The 13,900-nt window shown below is 66.3% G+C and carries 14 protein-coding genes and 1 tRNA gene; 2 read left to right on the top strand and 13 right to left on the bottom strand.

Annotation, left to right across the window (positions count from 1 at the left end):
• Window positions 1–4: 4 nt before the first annotated feature.
• From ASD44_RS07585 to ASD44_RS07575, 3 genes are read right to left on the bottom strand one after another with little or no spacing between them, the layout of a single operon-like run.
• Complete coding sequence (locus tag ASD44_RS07585; protein WP_056110344.1) at window positions 5–1,210, bottom strand: ABC transporter permease; 1,206 nt, start codon at window positions 1,208–1,210, stop codon at window positions 5–7.
• Complete coding sequence (locus tag ASD44_RS07580) at window positions 1,210–1,911, bottom strand: ABC transporter ATP-binding protein (protein ID WP_056110342.1); 702 nt, start codon at window positions 1,909–1,911, stop codon at window positions 1,210–1,212. The genes ASD44_RS07585 and ASD44_RS07580 overlap by 1 nt, the downstream gene beginning before the upstream one ends.
• Window positions 1,912–1,913: 2 nt before the next feature.
• Window positions 1,914–3,203, bottom strand: coding sequence for an efflux RND transporter periplasmic adaptor subunit (locus ASD44_RS07575; RefSeq protein ID WP_056110340.1), 1,290 nt, complete (start codon window positions 3,201–3,203; stop codon window positions 1,914–1,916).
• 111 nt (window positions 3,204–3,314) lie between these two features.
• On the opposite strand from ASD44_RS07575, the gene ASD44_RS07570 reads away from it, so the two are divergent.
• A complete protein-coding gene (locus tag ASD44_RS07570; protein WP_056110338.1) occupies window positions 3,315–4,220 on the top strand; it encodes a PhzF family phenazine biosynthesis protein in 906 nt (301 codons plus the stop codon).
• A 30-nt stretch (window positions 4,221–4,250) separates the two neighbouring features.
• Here the strand turns inward: ASD44_RS07570 and ASD44_RS07565 are convergent, their stop codons facing one another.
• Window positions 4,251–4,613, bottom strand: a complete 363-nt coding sequence (locus ASD44_RS07565; RefSeq protein WP_156459806.1) for a YMGG-like glycine zipper-containing protein — start codon at window positions 4,611–4,613, stop codon at window positions 4,251–4,253.
• A gap of 132 nt (window positions 4,614–4,745) precedes the next feature.
• Window positions 4,746–4,821 (bottom strand) — tRNA-Lys (locus ASD44_RS07560).
• 170 nt (window positions 4,822–4,991) lie between these two features.
• Here ASD44_RS07560 and ASD44_RS07555 point away from each other — a divergent pair.
• Complete coding sequence (locus tag ASD44_RS07555) at window positions 4,992–5,858, top strand: bile acid:sodium symporter family protein (RefSeq protein WP_056110336.1); 867 nt, start codon at window positions 4,992–4,994, stop codon at window positions 5,856–5,858.
• Between the two features lie 20 nt (window positions 5,859–5,878).
• Here the strand turns inward: ASD44_RS07555 and ASD44_RS07550 are convergent, their stop codons facing one another.
• The 8 genes from ASD44_RS07550 to ASD44_RS07515 form a co-directional block, all read right to left on the bottom strand.
• Window positions 5,879–6,952, bottom strand: a complete 1,074-nt coding sequence (locus ASD44_RS07550) for an HPP family protein (protein ID WP_056110334.1) — start codon at window positions 6,950–6,952, stop codon at window positions 5,879–5,881.
• Window positions 6,953–7,353: 401 nt separating this feature from the next.
• A complete protein-coding gene (gene cobT / locus ASD44_RS07545; RefSeq protein WP_056110332.1) occupies window positions 7,354–8,364 on the bottom strand; it encodes a nicotinate-nucleotide--dimethylbenzimidazole phosphoribosyltransferase in 1,011 nt (336 codons plus the stop codon).
• A 24-nt stretch (window positions 8,365–8,388) separates the two neighbouring features.
• Complete coding sequence (gene cobS / locus ASD44_RS07540) at window positions 8,389–9,153, bottom strand: adenosylcobinamide-GDP ribazoletransferase (protein ID WP_056110330.1); 765 nt, start codon at window positions 9,151–9,153, stop codon at window positions 8,389–8,391.
• A gap of 67 nt (window positions 9,154–9,220) precedes the next feature.
• Entirely contained in the window at window positions 9,221–10,537 is a 1,317-nt protein-coding gene (locus tag ASD44_RS07535; RefSeq protein WP_056110328.1) for a cobyrinate a,c-diamide synthase, read from the bottom strand.
• The gene (gene cobA, locus ASD44_RS07530) at window positions 10,534–11,346 is read right to left on the bottom strand and encodes a uroporphyrinogen-III C-methyltransferase (protein WP_056110326.1); all 813 of its coding nucleotides are present in this window, start codon (window positions 11,344–11,346) and stop codon (window positions 10,534–10,536) included. The genes ASD44_RS07535 and cobA overlap by 4 nt, the downstream gene beginning before the upstream one ends.
• Window positions 11,343–12,107: a precorrin-4 C(11)-methyltransferase gene (cobM, locus tag ASD44_RS07525; protein WP_056110324.1), complete on the bottom strand. Its 765-nt coding sequence runs from the start codon at window positions 12,105–12,107 to the stop codon at window positions 11,343–11,345. Before cobM ends, cobA begins: the two co-directional genes overlap by 4 nt.
• Entirely contained in the window at window positions 12,104–12,658 is a 555-nt protein-coding gene (locus tag ASD44_RS07520; protein ID WP_082542405.1) for a cobalamin biosynthesis protein, read from the bottom strand. The genes cobM and ASD44_RS07520 overlap by 4 nt, the downstream gene beginning before the upstream one ends.
• Window positions 12,655–13,899: a bifunctional cobalt-precorrin-7 (C(5))-methyltransferase/cobalt-precorrin-6B (C(15))-methyltransferase gene (locus ASD44_RS07515; protein WP_056110322.1), complete on the bottom strand. Its 1,245-nt coding sequence runs from the start codon at window positions 13,897–13,899 to the stop codon at window positions 12,655–12,657. Before ASD44_RS07515 ends, ASD44_RS07520 begins: the two co-directional genes overlap by 4 nt.
• Between the last annotated feature and the right edge of the window lies 1 nt (window position 13,900).

Here is a 13,900-nt window from a genome sequence, read left to right as displayed (position 1 = left end):
TCTTTCATTCGTGCCGCAATGCGTCGATCGGGTCGAGGCGTGCGCCCCGCAGGGCCGGGAAGAACCCGAACACCATGCCGATCAGTGCGGAAAAGCCGACGGCGAGCATGACGACCGCCAGGCTCGGCGCGAACGGTATCGAGAGTGTCAGCGAGGCAATGCCGGCAAGCGACAGGCCGAGGGCGATGCCGATGATGCCGCCGAGCAGCGACAGCACCGTCGCCTCGACGAGGAACTGGATCAGGATGTGCTTTTCATGTGCGCCGATGGCCAGGCGGATGCCGATCTCGCGCGTTCGCTCGGTGACCGACACCAGCATGATGTTCATGATGCCGATGCCGCCGACCAGCAGCGAGACGCCGGCGACCGCGCCGAGCATGCCGGTCATGGTGGTGGTGGCGCTGGCCATCGTGTCGGCGATCTGCGTCATGTCGCGGATGTCGAAGTCGCTTTCGCGGTCGACCGGGGTCTTGCGGGCGTCGCGCAATATGTCTTCGACGCGGGTCAGGAGTTCCGAAGTCGGCGTGGCGTCGTCGGCGGCGACGTAGATGTTGTCGATGTCACGATTGCCGGCGACACGCCGCTGGAAGGCGGCGAGCGGCATCATGACGACATTGTCCTGGTCCTGGCCGAAGCCGGTATAGCCCTTCGGCGCGAGCAGGCCGATGACCTTGCAGGAGCTGCGGTTGACGCGGATGATCTCGCCTTCGGGATCGCCGGCGCCGAAGAACTGCTGGCGTACCGTCTCGCCGATCAGGCAGACGCCGGTGCCGCTGCGCACCTCCGAATCCGAGAAGGCGCGGCCGGAGGCGAGCGTCCAGTCGCGGGCGATCAGGAAGGCGCTGTCGGTGCCGGTGACGCCGGCGGTGATGCTTTCGGTGCCGTAGATGACGCGGACCTGCTTCTGCGCGGCAGGCGAGATGGCGCGCGCGCCGGTCAGATGTTCGGTCAGCGCGGTCAGGTCCTTCTGTTCCAGCGGCCTGACCACCTGGTCGGGGCCGCGCCCCGCCGGCCTTCCGGCGCGCACGACGAGCAGGTTGGAGCCGAGCTTGGAGATGTCTTCCTTCACCTTGGCGGTGGTGCCGGAGCCGATGGTCAGCATGGCGATGACGGCGGCGACGCCGATGACGATGCCGAGCAGCGTCAGGAAGGAACGCAGCGCGTTGCGGCGGACGGAGCGGAGCGCGAGGCGGACGGTTTCCCAGATCATCACGCCGCCTCCAGCGTCTTCGAATCCGACGCCACATGGCCGTCGAGGAAGCGGATGGTGCGCTGGGCGTAGGCGGCGATGTCGGCTTCATGGGTGACCATGACGATGGTCAGCCCCAGTTCCTGATTCAGACGCGTCAGCAACTCCATGATCTCGTGGCTGCGGGCGGTGTCGAGGTTGCCGGTGGGTTCGTCGGCCACCACCAGGGTGGGTCGGGTGACGATGGCGCGAGCGATCGCCACGCGCTGCTGCTGGCCCCCGGAGAGCTCGGCCGGCGTGTGATGTTCACGCCCCTGCAGCCCGACCTCGGCCAGCGCCTGCATGGCGAGGCGCTGGCGCTCGGCGGCGGGTGCGCCGCGATAGATCAGCGGCAGCTCGACATTCTCCGCCGCGGTGGTGCGCGGCAGCAGATTGTAGCCCTGGAAGACGAAGCCGACATAGAGATTGCGCAATTGCGCCCGCCGGTTGCGGTCGAGCCGACCGGCATCGACCCCCATGAAGGAATAGGTGCCGGCGGTGGGCGTATCGAGGCAGCCGATGATGTTCATCGAGGTGGACTTGCCGGAGCCGGACGGCCCCATGATGGCGACGAATTCGCCGCGCGGGATGGCAAGGTCGACGCCGGCGAGCGCGTGAACCCGGGCTTCGCCTTCGCCATACGTCTTCCACACCCGGTCGAAGCTTATGAGGGGCGCGGCCATGGTCAGCCGCGCTGCTGCTGGGCGGTGATGACCAGATCGCCCTCGGAAAGGCCGGAGAGCACCTGCGTCATGTCGCCGTCGGTGGCGCCGAGCTTGACGCTGACCGGCTGCGGCGCGCCGTTCTTGAGCACATAGAGGGTGCGGGTTCCGTCCGCCGGCGGCTGCGTGCGGTTGCGGCCGCCGCCGAAACGGCCGCCGGGCCTGCCGGTGAACATGCTGAGCAGGCTGAAGCTGCGCTCCCTGGTTTCGGTGGGACGGTAGCGGACGGCAGCGGATGGCACGGTCAGCGCGGCTTTTGCCTGCTGGGTGACGACCGAAACGGTGGCGGTCATGCCGGGGCGCAGCAGCAGTTCGCCATTGTCGACATCGAGCCGCGCGTCATAGGTGACGACGCCGTCGGTGGTGACGGAAGCAAAGGAGATGTCGCGGATCGCAGCATCGAAGGGGCGTTCCGGAAAGGCATCGACGGTGAAGCGGGCGTTCTGGCCAGGCTTGACCGCGCCGATGTCCGCCTCGTCGATCGCCGCTTTCAGCTCCATCTTGCGCAGGTCGGCGGCGATGACGAACAGCACCGGCGCCTGCAGCGAGGAGGCGACGGTCTGGCCGGGATCGACGGAGCGGGTCAGCACAATGCCGTCGATGGGCGCATAGATGGTGCTTTTGGCGAGGTCGGCCTGCTGCAGCTTCAAATCGGCGTTGGCGATGGCGAGGTTCGCTTCGGCGCTATCGAGCGCCGCCCTGGCGCGGTCGCGCGTCGCGGTGGCCGTTTCGAGCGCCTGATCGGCGGTCATGCCGCGCTTCGCCAACTGGGTGCTGCGCGCCAGCGCCTGCTCGTTTTCCTTGAGCGTGACGCGCGCGTCCTCGACCTTGGCCTGGGCCGCCTTGGCGGAGGCTTTGGCGCGCTCGTTCTGGGCTTCGAGCTTTGAGGTATCGAGGGCTGCCAGCACCTCGCCCTGCTTGACCTGCTGGTTCTCGTTGACGGCGACGGAACGGACGACGCCCGAAAGCTCGCTCGAAATGTCGACCTGCGTCAGCGGCTGCAGCGTGCCGGTGGCGGAGACTTCGACCGTGAGGTCGCCAACGGCGGCGGGCGTGGTGGTGTATTCGACCTTGGCCGGGGCGGCTGCATACCACTGGTAGGCGACGACGGCGGCTGCGATCAGCGCCATCGCGGCAAGCACATAGAGCCAGCCCTTGCGCCGGCTCTTGCCAGCACCTTCCCGGTCAAGCCCAAGAGCTGTCTCGATGGCGGAATCCTCTTGCGCCTCTGGCCGATTGACAGACTGGTCCACGGCACGCCCCTATGGTGGCAAGTTATCCCTACCATTCACAAATCAGCCCTAACGGCCCGAATTTCAAATTAAATTTCGCTCATGTTGGCGACGGCGCAATGGAATCGATCAATGAACGGCCGCAAATACCTGATCTACGACGTCTTTACCGAGGAAGCACTGGCCGGTAATCCGCTGGCTATCGTGCTGGATTGCGCGGGCCTGGACACACAGGCGATGCAGCGCATTGCGCGCGAATTCAACCTGTCCGAATCGGTGTTCGTGCTGCCGCCGGAAAACCCGCACCATCGGGCGCGCATCCGCATCTTCACGCCCGACTACGAAATGCCTTTCGCCGGACACCCGACGGTCGGTTCCGCCGTGGCGCTGACGGAACTGGCCGACGCTGGCGACAGCATCCTGGTGCTGGAGGAGAATATCGGCCCGGTACGCTGCGCCGTCAAAACCGACGGCGCGGTAAGCTATGCCGAGTTCGACCTGCCGAAGCTGCCGGAAGCGTTGAAGCTCGACGCCAGCGCCGAAGCTGTCGGCGCGGCGCTCGGGCTCGGCCCGCACGAGATCGGCTTCGAAAATCACCGCGTCTCGCTTTTCTCGGCCGGCGTGCCTTACGTGACCATTCCGGTCGCCGGGCTCGACGCCGCATCCCGAATACGGCTCGACAATCAGGCCTGGTTGGAACTGGCGCCGCGCAAAAGCGATACCGCGGTCGCCAGCGCCTATGTCTACTGCCGCGAGACGGTCCACCATGACAGCGCCTTCCATGCCCGCATGCTGGTGCCCGGAACTCCGTCCTACGAGGACCCCGCAACCGGCTCGGCGGCAGCCGCCTTCGCGGGAGCGATCATGCGTTTCGATCAGCCGGGGGACGGGCTGTCGCGGTTCTGGATCGAGCAGGGCCTGGAAATGGGGCGGCCTTCGCGCCTTGGGCTGGAACTGGAGGTTGAAGACGGCCGGCTTAAAGCCGGCCGCATCGGCGGCCATGCGATCAAGGTAGCGGAAGGGATACTATTCGCCTGATCGCCGCATGACCCGGCCGGGCTCTCGGGATCAGTAGCGACGCCTGTAGTCGTCCCGGTAATCGTCTCGGTAGTCGTTTCGACGGCTGTAGTAGCGCTCGTCGCAGGGAGCGACGAAGATGCGTCCGTCGCGGGCGCGATAGCGGCACATTTCCTCGCCGCGCGGCTGCGGCCCGGAGGAAGTGGCTACCACGGCGCCGAGAAGCGCGCCTGCGCCTGCGCCGATGAGCGTGCTCTCCGTATTGCGTCCTATGGCTTGGCCAACCAGAGCGCCGCCAACGGCACCGAGGGCGGCGCCACCGGTGGCGCGCTGTTGCTGCTCCGTCTGGGCACAGCCGGCGAGAAACGAAATGGCGATAGCCGCCGCGACAGCGGTGGTCCTGGTCAGTGTCATTGGTCCGTCCTCTGTCAAAGCCTCTTGCTGCGAATAGCCGTGCAATTGCGGCGGAAGTTCGCGCCGGCCCCCACTATCGACCGGAAGAGGTAAATAAAACAAATGATTTATCTGGGATATTTAACGAAAGATTGGTGGGTGCGACAGGGATCGAACCTGTGACCCGCTGATTAAGAGTCAGCTGCTCTACCAACTGAGCTACGCACCCAACCAACTGGCAAAGCCAGCGTCGGCGGGCATATAGCCGCCTCATCTGTGCATGTCCAGCCCCGCGCTGTTCATTTCCGACAAATCGCATCCGGGTGGATGTCGAATTCATCCGGTAAGACTTCAGAGACATATGTTTGGCAAGATGCAACCCGGTCAAATGGGTGGCGCATGCATTCAAGTCTCGCTTTGAGCGTCGGCCTGCCCGCCGCACTGTGCATCATCATGCTGGGGCTAGGCCTATCGCTCAAGCTCGAGGATTTCGCGCGTGTTCTGTCGAGACCTTGGCAGGTGATCGTCGGCCTGTGCTGTCAGGTGTTCGTCCTGCCGGCAATCTGCTTTTGCCTGGTGTACTTCTCGCATTTGCCGCCGGCCATCTCCGTCGGGATGATGCTGCTCGCGGCAAGCCCCGGGGGAACATCGGCGGCCCTTTACACACATCTCGCGAGGGGCGATGTCGCTGTAAGCATCACGCTCACCGCGGTCGGCACGCTGGTGGCGATGGTCAGCCTGCCGATCATCGTCAATCTGTCCCTGCTGGTCTTCTACGGGGAAGGCGGGGCCGTCAGGCTGCAGATACATCAGGTGGCGCAAATCTTCGCCATCGCCATCATTCCCGCCCTTATCGGGGCTCTCATCAGCCGGCGTTATCCCGCACTGGCGAAACGTCTCGACCGCCCGGTAAAGCTTTTGGCCACGCTTTTCCTGGGAATGGTGGTTCTATTCGCGCTGATCAGCCAATGGAATCTGCTGGCCGTCTGGGCGCCGGCGATCGGGCTCTTCGTGCTTGCCTACAATCTGATAAGCGTCACTGTCGGATATTTCGTGCCGAAACTGCTGAGAATAGCGCGGCCACAGGCGGTTGCGCTGTCGATGTCGATCGGCATTCACAATGCAGCGCTCGTTATCGCGCTGGCGATGAGCGAATACATGCTCAACAATCCCGAAATGGCGATCCCGCCGGCTGCCTACGGGTTGATCGCCTATATTGTCGGCGGGATGTTCGTCTGGCTTCTCAACAGGCAATACATAGCCTGAGCGACGGGCGCGCGGTCCAATCAGGCGGCGACGGCTTCGCCGATCTGCAGCCGCGCGGTCGCCGCCAGGAGGTCCGTCTGGGTGATGATCCCGAGAACATGGGCCTCTTCGTCGACCACCACGACGGCGTGCGTTCGCCCGTCCGTCAGCTTCGGCAGCAGGGCGAGGGCAGGCGTGGACATGGAGGCGGTCGCGGCCGGCGACATATGCGCGCCGACGGTGCCGCCGGCATCTGCTAGCTCCCGCAGGCCGACGATCCCCCGCAGCCGTCCGTCGCCGGTGACGACCGGGAGGGTGCGGATATTATGGTCGATGAGCATATCTCTCGCATCGACCACACGTGCGTTCTCCTCAACCTGGATGACGTCGCGGGAGACGATGTCTTCGCACAGCAGGGCGGCGCTGGAGCGCACCAGCGCCTGAAGCTCGACCTGGCGCACCAGCCGGTCAAGGTCCTTGCGGTCGATGTCGAAGGTCTCGTCGATCGCCGCCAGCGCGGTATCGATGTCTTCCGGCTGGAAGCCGACGCGCAGTTGCGCCGGACGATCGGCGGTCCCATGCGTGCTGGCTACGGTCTGGACGACATGCGGATAATTGCGTTTGCCAAGCTTGTGGAAGACAAGGCCCACCCCGACCAGTAGAACGGAGTTGATGGCCACGGGGACGAACGGAAACAGGAAGCCGGCATCGATGACGGCGGGTGTGGCAAGGGCGGCTGTCAGGGCCGCCGCGCCGCCGGGCGGGTGCAGGCTGCGGGTAAAGGACATCGCTCCGATGGCGATGCCGACGGCAAGGCCGGATGCGAGCACAGGATCGCGGACGAAATAGGCCACGACGACGCCGACAAAGGCCGAAATGGTATTGCCGCCGATGATCGACCAGGGTTGCGCCAGCGGGCTGGCCGGCACCGCAAACAGCAGCACGGCCGAAGCGCCCATCGGGGCGACGATCAGCGGCGTGTGATAGCTGCCCTTCATGATCAGGCTGCAGACGGCGCCCGTAAAGGCGATGCCGATCACCGCGCCAAGGCATGCAAAAAGCCGTTCCCGCAAGGTGGCGCCGGCGAGAATCGGAACGAACAGACGAAGGGCCATGCTTGCGAGACTTTGAACCGTGGTTTCGCGACGATCAAAAAAGTCGCATTGTATGTCCGAAATGCTCGAAATTTAGGCAGAGAACAAGCCGTAATGTTCTGAAACGCAGTGCTCGGGAGAAATATTTTCTCAGGACTCCCTTCAGCCTGTCGCCGATTTTTCCGACCTGGATCGTTGGGAACAATTTCCTGCCGGCTCCACCGGAACGTCAGGGCGAAAGCAAGCGTTCTCCCATCTTGAGGAGAAGCGTCATGAACCACGACAATGCCCCGCGGCCGATGCCGGATCCGTTTCCCGATCCGGACCCCGATCCGCAGCCGCCGCCCGCGCCGCAGCCGAACCCGATGCCGGTGCCGCCGCTGCGCTAGCACCGGCGCGCCCGAGCCATGGTTTCGAGTGTGCTATTTCTCGGACACGCCGGCCTCGGCGAAACTGGCCATGCGCGCATGGCATTCCAGCGCCGACCGGACGACGTTCACCGCCAGGCACGCGCCGGAGCCTTCCCCCAGCCGCATGCCGAGGTCGAGAAGCGGCGGCAGGCCGAGCGCTTCCAGAAGGCTGCGGTGGCCGGCCTCGGCGGAAACATGAGCCGCGAGCGTATGGGCGAGGCCGTTCGGGTGCAGCCGCGCCAGTGGCGCTGCCGCCGCTGTGCAGACGAAGCCGTCAAGCAGGACCGGCACATTGCGGTGCCGCGCCGCAAGGGTCGCTCCAAGGATAGCGGCCAGCTCCCGTCCGCCAAGCGCGGCCGCCACCTTCAAAGGATCGGTCAGGCTTGCGGCGTGAAGCGTGAGGCCTGCCTCAATGGCTGTGACCTTGCGGTCGAGGCCGGCATCGTCGACGCCGGTGCCGCGCCCCACCCATTTGAGGCCGCCGCCGCCGAACAGGGCAGCGGAGATCGCCGCTGCCGGCGTCGTGTTGCCGATACCCATTTCGCCGAAGCAGGCGAGATCGAGATCGGCATCGACCGCGTCGTAGCCGGCCGATACGGCGGCCAGGAAGGCCTCGTCGTCCATGGCGGCGGTGCGGGTGAAATCGCCGGTCGGCGTGTCGAGGCCGAGGGGGATCACCTCAAGTTCCGCTCCGGCGATGCGCGCAAGCTGGTTGATGGCGGCGCCGCCGCTGGAAAAATTCGCCACCATCTGGACGGTCACTTCGGCAGGATAGGCCGAGACGCCCTGCGCGGTGACGCCGTGATTGCCGGCAAAGACGAAGACCTTGACCTTGTTTAGCTTTGGCATTTCGCGGCCCTGCCAGCGCGCCAGCCATGCGGCGATGGATTCCAGCCGACCGAGGCTGCCCTGCGGCTTGGTCAGCACGTCCTGACGGCGCAGGGCGGCATCAGCCGCCGATTGGTCGCCGTTCGGCAGATCGAGGCAGGCGGAACGCAATTCATCGAGCGACTTGAAGGGCATAGGGACGAATACTCCGGGATTGAATCAGGCCAGGCACACGGAAGCAACAAGAAGGATGGATATCTCCGCGGCTTGCTGCAGGGCGCCGATCGCATCGCCGGTCTGGCCGCCTATCTGGCGTTGGCACAGCGCGCGGAAGCCGAAGAAGACGAGGGCGAGGACGATTGCAGCGATGATCGCGCCGGCAAGGCCGAGCGGCAGGAGCAGGACGACGCCAATCGCCAGGCCAATCATGGCGGTCTCCCGCCCGACCATGCCAGCGTTCGCAGACAAGCCGTCCTCTCGCGCCGGCGGCAGTCTGTGCATGAAGGCTCCGAGCAGGCCGCGCGATGCACCATGCGCGCCGACAAGCGCAAGAACGGCAAACCAGGCGCTGCCGATTTCGGCCAGCGCCGTCCAGCGCAGCAGCAGCGACAGGGCCAGTGCGCAGGCTCCATAAGCGCCGATGCGGCTGTCGCGCATGATTTCGAGCTTGCGTTCGCGCGTCCTGCCGCCGCCGAAGCCATCCGCCACGTCGGACAGGCCGTCTTCGTGCAGGCAGCCGGTGACCAGCATGTCGGTAGCGAGGGCCAGCGCCGCTGCGGGGCCGGCGGCGAGGCCAAGTGCCTTTGCGATGGCGTAAACCAGAGCGGCGATCAGGCCGATGGCAATGCCGGTAATCGGCGCGGCCCATATGGCCTGCGCCAGCGTGCGACCGCGGAAATCGAGGCTCGGCAGCGGCAGCCGGGTGAAGAAGACGAGGCATAGCAGGATGTCGCGCGGGGCGAACGATTTCAGGAATATACTCATTTGCGGCCGCTCGCCATCTGAGGCGACGGCACTTTAGGTCGCGAAGGAACGCTGAGGGAAAGTATCATCACTCACCCCTCGCAATGGCGTGGAAGAATGTGCCGCTGACTTGGCCGCGCCTGAAGCCTGACGCGCCCAGCGGGTTGCCTTGGCCGTCGGCAAGATCGGCCAGCGGCTCGTCATTGCCTGTTTCCGTCATTCGGGCATAGTGGAATTCGTGGCCGCGTATGGTCGCGCCCGCCCGGCCGAGGGCGCACTCGGCCCTCAGTTGCGCCTGACGGTAGCCGAGGTTCATCTTGCGCTTGGCGAAACTGGTGGAATGGCCGAGCAGGCCGAGCATCGCGTGCGTTTCGCCCCCGGCATCCTCAAGGGATTCGCCGAGGACCATGAAGCCGCCGCACTCGCCATGAATCGGCTTGGTCGAGGCGAAGCGCAGCACTCCGGCACGGAAATGGTTCGCGGCGGACAAGTGTCCGGCGTGCAGTTCCGGATAGCCGCCGGGTAGCCAGCAGACGTCGCAGTCGGCGCGCGGACCTTCATTTGCCAGCGGCGAGAACGGCACGATCTCCGCGCCGGCGTCCCGCCAATGGGTTGCGACGTGCGGATAGAGGAAGGTGAAGGCGGCGTCTTCCGCGAGCGCGATGCGCTGGCCCGGTGGCGGCAGGGCCGAACCGAAGTCTCCGGACTGCGGTGCAAGCGGCGCGGCCAGTTTCATGATTGCATCCAGGTCCAGCGAGGCCTCGACCATGTCCGCCATCTTATCGATGAAGGCGGTGAGGCCGGCGTGCTCGCTGGCCTGGACCAAACCGAGATGCCGTTCCGGCATCGTCAGCGTCGGATCCCGCATGATCGCGCCGACGACCGGCAAGCCGAGCGCCTCGATGGCGTCGGCGCAGAGGCGGCGATGACGGTCGCTGCCCACACGGTTCAGCACGACGCCGGCAATACGGACCTGCGGATCGTAGGTGGCAAAACCCTTGGCCACGGCGGCGGCGGTGGTGGATTGACCGGAAACGTCGAGCACCAGCAGCGTCGGCAGGCCGTAAAGGCGCGCGAGATCGGCGGCGGCGCCGCTGCGCCCCGGCGCCCCCGGAATGCCGTCGAACAGGCCCATGGCGCTTTCGAGAACGACGAAATCCGCGTCTTCGGCCGTCCTGGCAGCCAGTGCATTGAGCAGCGCCGGCGGCATCGCCCAGCTGTCGAGATTGACGCCGGGCAGGCCGGTGGCGGCGGCGTGGAAGCCCGGATCGATATAGTCCGGCCCTGACTTCGCGCCGCGCACGCGGATGCCGCGTCGGGCCAGCGCGCGCAGCAGGCCGATGGTGACGCTGGTCTTGCCGGAGCCGGAACGCGGCGCGCCGACGATGATGCCGCGGGCGCTCATGCGCCGCCCCGCAGCCTGTCGCGCATGGCGACGATGCCGCCGACGACGATCAGGGCGGGGGACACGACCGCTTCTCGTTGCGCGGCCTCGACCAGTGTGCCCAGCGTCGCCACCACGGTGCGTTCCTGCGGCAGGGTGGCGTTTTCGACCATAGCCGCCGGCGTCGTTTCCGGCAGGCCGCCGGCGAGCAGGTCGGCGACGGTCGCCTGCATATGGGTCAGGCCCATATAGATGACGATGGGCTGGCCCGTGCGGGCAAGCGCCGTCCAGTCCGGGCGGTCGTCGGAGACGGCGGCGAAGCCGGTGGCCAGGATGATCGCGCCGTTAACGCCGCGCATGGTTGCCGGAATGCCGGCGGAGGTCAGCCCGCCGAAGGCCGAGGTGACGCCGGGCAGCACCCGGTGGGGGATGCCGTTCTGTGCGAGGGCAAGCGTTTCCTCGCCGCCCCGCCCGAAAACATAGGGATGTCCGCCTTTCAGCCGCACGACCTTGCGGTTCTCCCGCGCCAGCCGCACCAGCAAGGCGTTGATCTCGCCCTGCGGGATGGAAAGCCTGCCGCCGCGCTTGCCGACATAGAATTTTTCCGCCTGCTCGGCGACGGCGACGATTTCCGGCGACACCAGCGCGTCGTGCACAAGCGCGTCGGCCTGATCGAGTGCGCTGAGCGCCTCGATTGTCAGCAGGCCGGGATCGCCCGGCCCGGCGCCAACCAGCCAGACATGACCGGCCTGGAGCTTTCTCGGTTCGAGTTTCAGCCGCGCAAATGCGCGAACGAGTGCGCTTTCCGGCTCTTTGCTGGCGTTGCTCACAAGCCCTCCCGACCGCGAAAGCGGCGCTGGTAATAAGCGTCGTAGAGGGAGCTTTCGGTGAAATCCGCCGCTGCCAGCGATTGGCCGACAAAGATGATGGCGGTGCGTTCCATCGGATCGGCGGCGAGCTTTTCTTCGATGGTGGAAAGCGTGGCGCGCAGAACGCGTTCGTCCGGCCAGGAGGCGCGAAAGACGATTGCGACCGGGCAATCCGGGCCGTAGAGCGGAGTGAGTTCGGCGACGACGCGGTCGATGGTGTGGATGGCGAGATGGATGGCGAGGGTGGCGCCGGTGCGCCCGAAGGCGGCGAGCGTCTCGCCCGGCGGCATTTTCGAGGCGCGGCCGGAAACGCGCGTCAGCACGAGGCTTTGCGCGACTTCAGGGATGGTCAACTCGCGACCAAGCGCCGAAGCGGCCGCCGCGAAGGCCGGCACGCCGGGTGTCATCGTGTAGGGGATGCCCAGCCGCTCCAGCCGCCGGACCTGTTCGGCCACCGCGCTCCACACCGAAAGATCGCCTGAATGCAGGCGGGCGACATCCTGGCCGGCCTGATGAGCGGCGGCATATTCGGCTTCGATCTCATCCAGCGACAACGGCGCGGTGTCGACGATGCGCGTGCCGGGCTGGCAATGCCGCAGCAGTTCCGGCGAAACGATCGAGCCGGCATAGAGGCAGACCGGGCAGGAGGCGAGCAGGTCGCGACCGCGCAGGGTGATGAGGTCGGCGGCGCCCGGCCCGGCGCCGATGAAATGAACGGTCATGGGCGGGGCTCCGATTTATCGCCATACCTTCTCCCCTTGTGGGAGAAGGTGGCCGACCTCGAGCCAGGCGAGGGCGAGGTCGGATGAGGGGTAATTTGCGCCGCGAACGACCCCTCATCCGTCTTGTCGCTGCGCGCCGAGCCATTTTCTCCCACAAGGGGAGAAGGGAAGACGCCATCCAACGTTGCCAGCGCGCAGGTCACGTTGCCGTGCACGGTGCGAGGTCCCAGAAGTCGCGCACCCGCACCGATGGAGGCGAGGGCTGCGGCTTCCGACAGTGAAGGCAGACCGGAAATCGCCAGCGAATGTCCGGACGCGGTGAGGCACCCGTCCGAGGCGGCCTGCAAGGCGTCATCCTGAATGATATGGAGCGGGAGGCCGAGGCGGCGCGCCGCCTCGCCGATGGCCGGCTCGGCGCGCTTGGCTGCGGCTGTGGCTATGGCGTCGAGCGCCGTCAGGCCAAGGCCATGCGCGGAAAGCGCCGACGCGAGCGCTTCCATCACCTCGCGTTCGCCGACGCCCTTCTTGCAGCCGATGCCCGCCACCATCATGGCTTTTCCCCAAGCGGCCTGGTCCAACTCCACTGCGTCACCGGCATGGCCGGACGCCAGCCATTCATCGAGCCGACGGGTGCTGCCCGCGACACGGCCAGCCGCACCAGATCGCCGCCGAACTCGGCATGGCGGGCCAGCAAAAGGCTTTCCATTTCGAGCGTCACCGCATTGGCGACCAGCCGGCCGCCGGGGCGCAGCGTGGCGATGGCGGCCTCGATCACGCCCCTGTCCGTGCCGCCGCCGCCGATGAAGACCGCATCCGGCGTTGGCAAGTCGCGCAAGGCTTCAGGCGCCTTACCCTCAACAATCGTCAGTCCGGGGACGCCACAGGCGGCGGCATTGCGGCGGATGCGGGCGGCCCGTTGAGGGTCGGCTTCAATGGCGACAGCGCGCAGGGACGGGTGCGCCAGCATCCATTCGATCGATATGGAGCCGGAGCCGGCGCCGATGTCCCACAAAAGGTCGCCGCGCCGGGGCGCCAGCGAAGAAATCGTAACGGCGCGGATTTCGCGCTTGGTGATCTGGCCATCATGCTCGAACAGATCGTCAACGAGGCCCGGCGTCAGCGGCAGGATGCGGGCTTCGCGGTCCGATTCAAGCTCCAGCGCCAGAACGTTGAGCGGATTGATGTTTTGCAGGTCGAAGGGATCGGCGCGGCAGGCGCGGATGGTTTCGCCCGGCCCGCCGAGCGCTTCGAGAAGCGTCAGTCGGGAAGCACCGAACCCGAGACCGGCCAACAGGGACGCAATGGCCGCCGGGGCGGCGGCGTCGGAGGTCAGGGCGAGGATGCGCGTGCCGGGATGCAGCAGCGGGCGGATGAGATCATGGTCGCGGCCATGCAGCGAGATCGTCTCGATGTCCTGCAAGGGCCAGCCAAGCCGCGCCGCTGCCAGCGAGAAAGCGGAAGGAGCGGGGATGACATGCATCTCGGCCGCCGGGACCTTGCGGGCAAGCGTCGCGCCGACGCCGTGCAGGAACGGATCGCCGGAGGCGACGACGCAGACCTTGCGACCGTTGTGCGCCAAAACATCCGTCATCGCGGCATCGAAAGGCGTGGGCCAGGGGCGTGCCTCGCCCTTGATGAGCGGCGCGGCGAGATCGAGGTGGCGTTTGCCGCCGAAGACGATTTCCGCCTCGCCGATGCGGCGCTTGGCCTCGTCGCCGAGACCCGCTACACCATCCTCGCCGATGCCGACGAGCGACAGCCAGGCGGCGAGCTTTTCATTTTCAGCAGGCATG

Origin of the sequence: Mesorhizobium sp. Root554 (assembly GCF_001427025.1) — a bacterium.
Classification (GTDB): Bacteria; Pseudomonadota; Alphaproteobacteria; order Rhizobiales; family Rhizobiaceae; genus Mesorhizobium.
The sequence above is the reverse complement of the archived record's forward strand: the minus strand, read 5'-3'. Positions and strand labels throughout refer to the sequence as shown.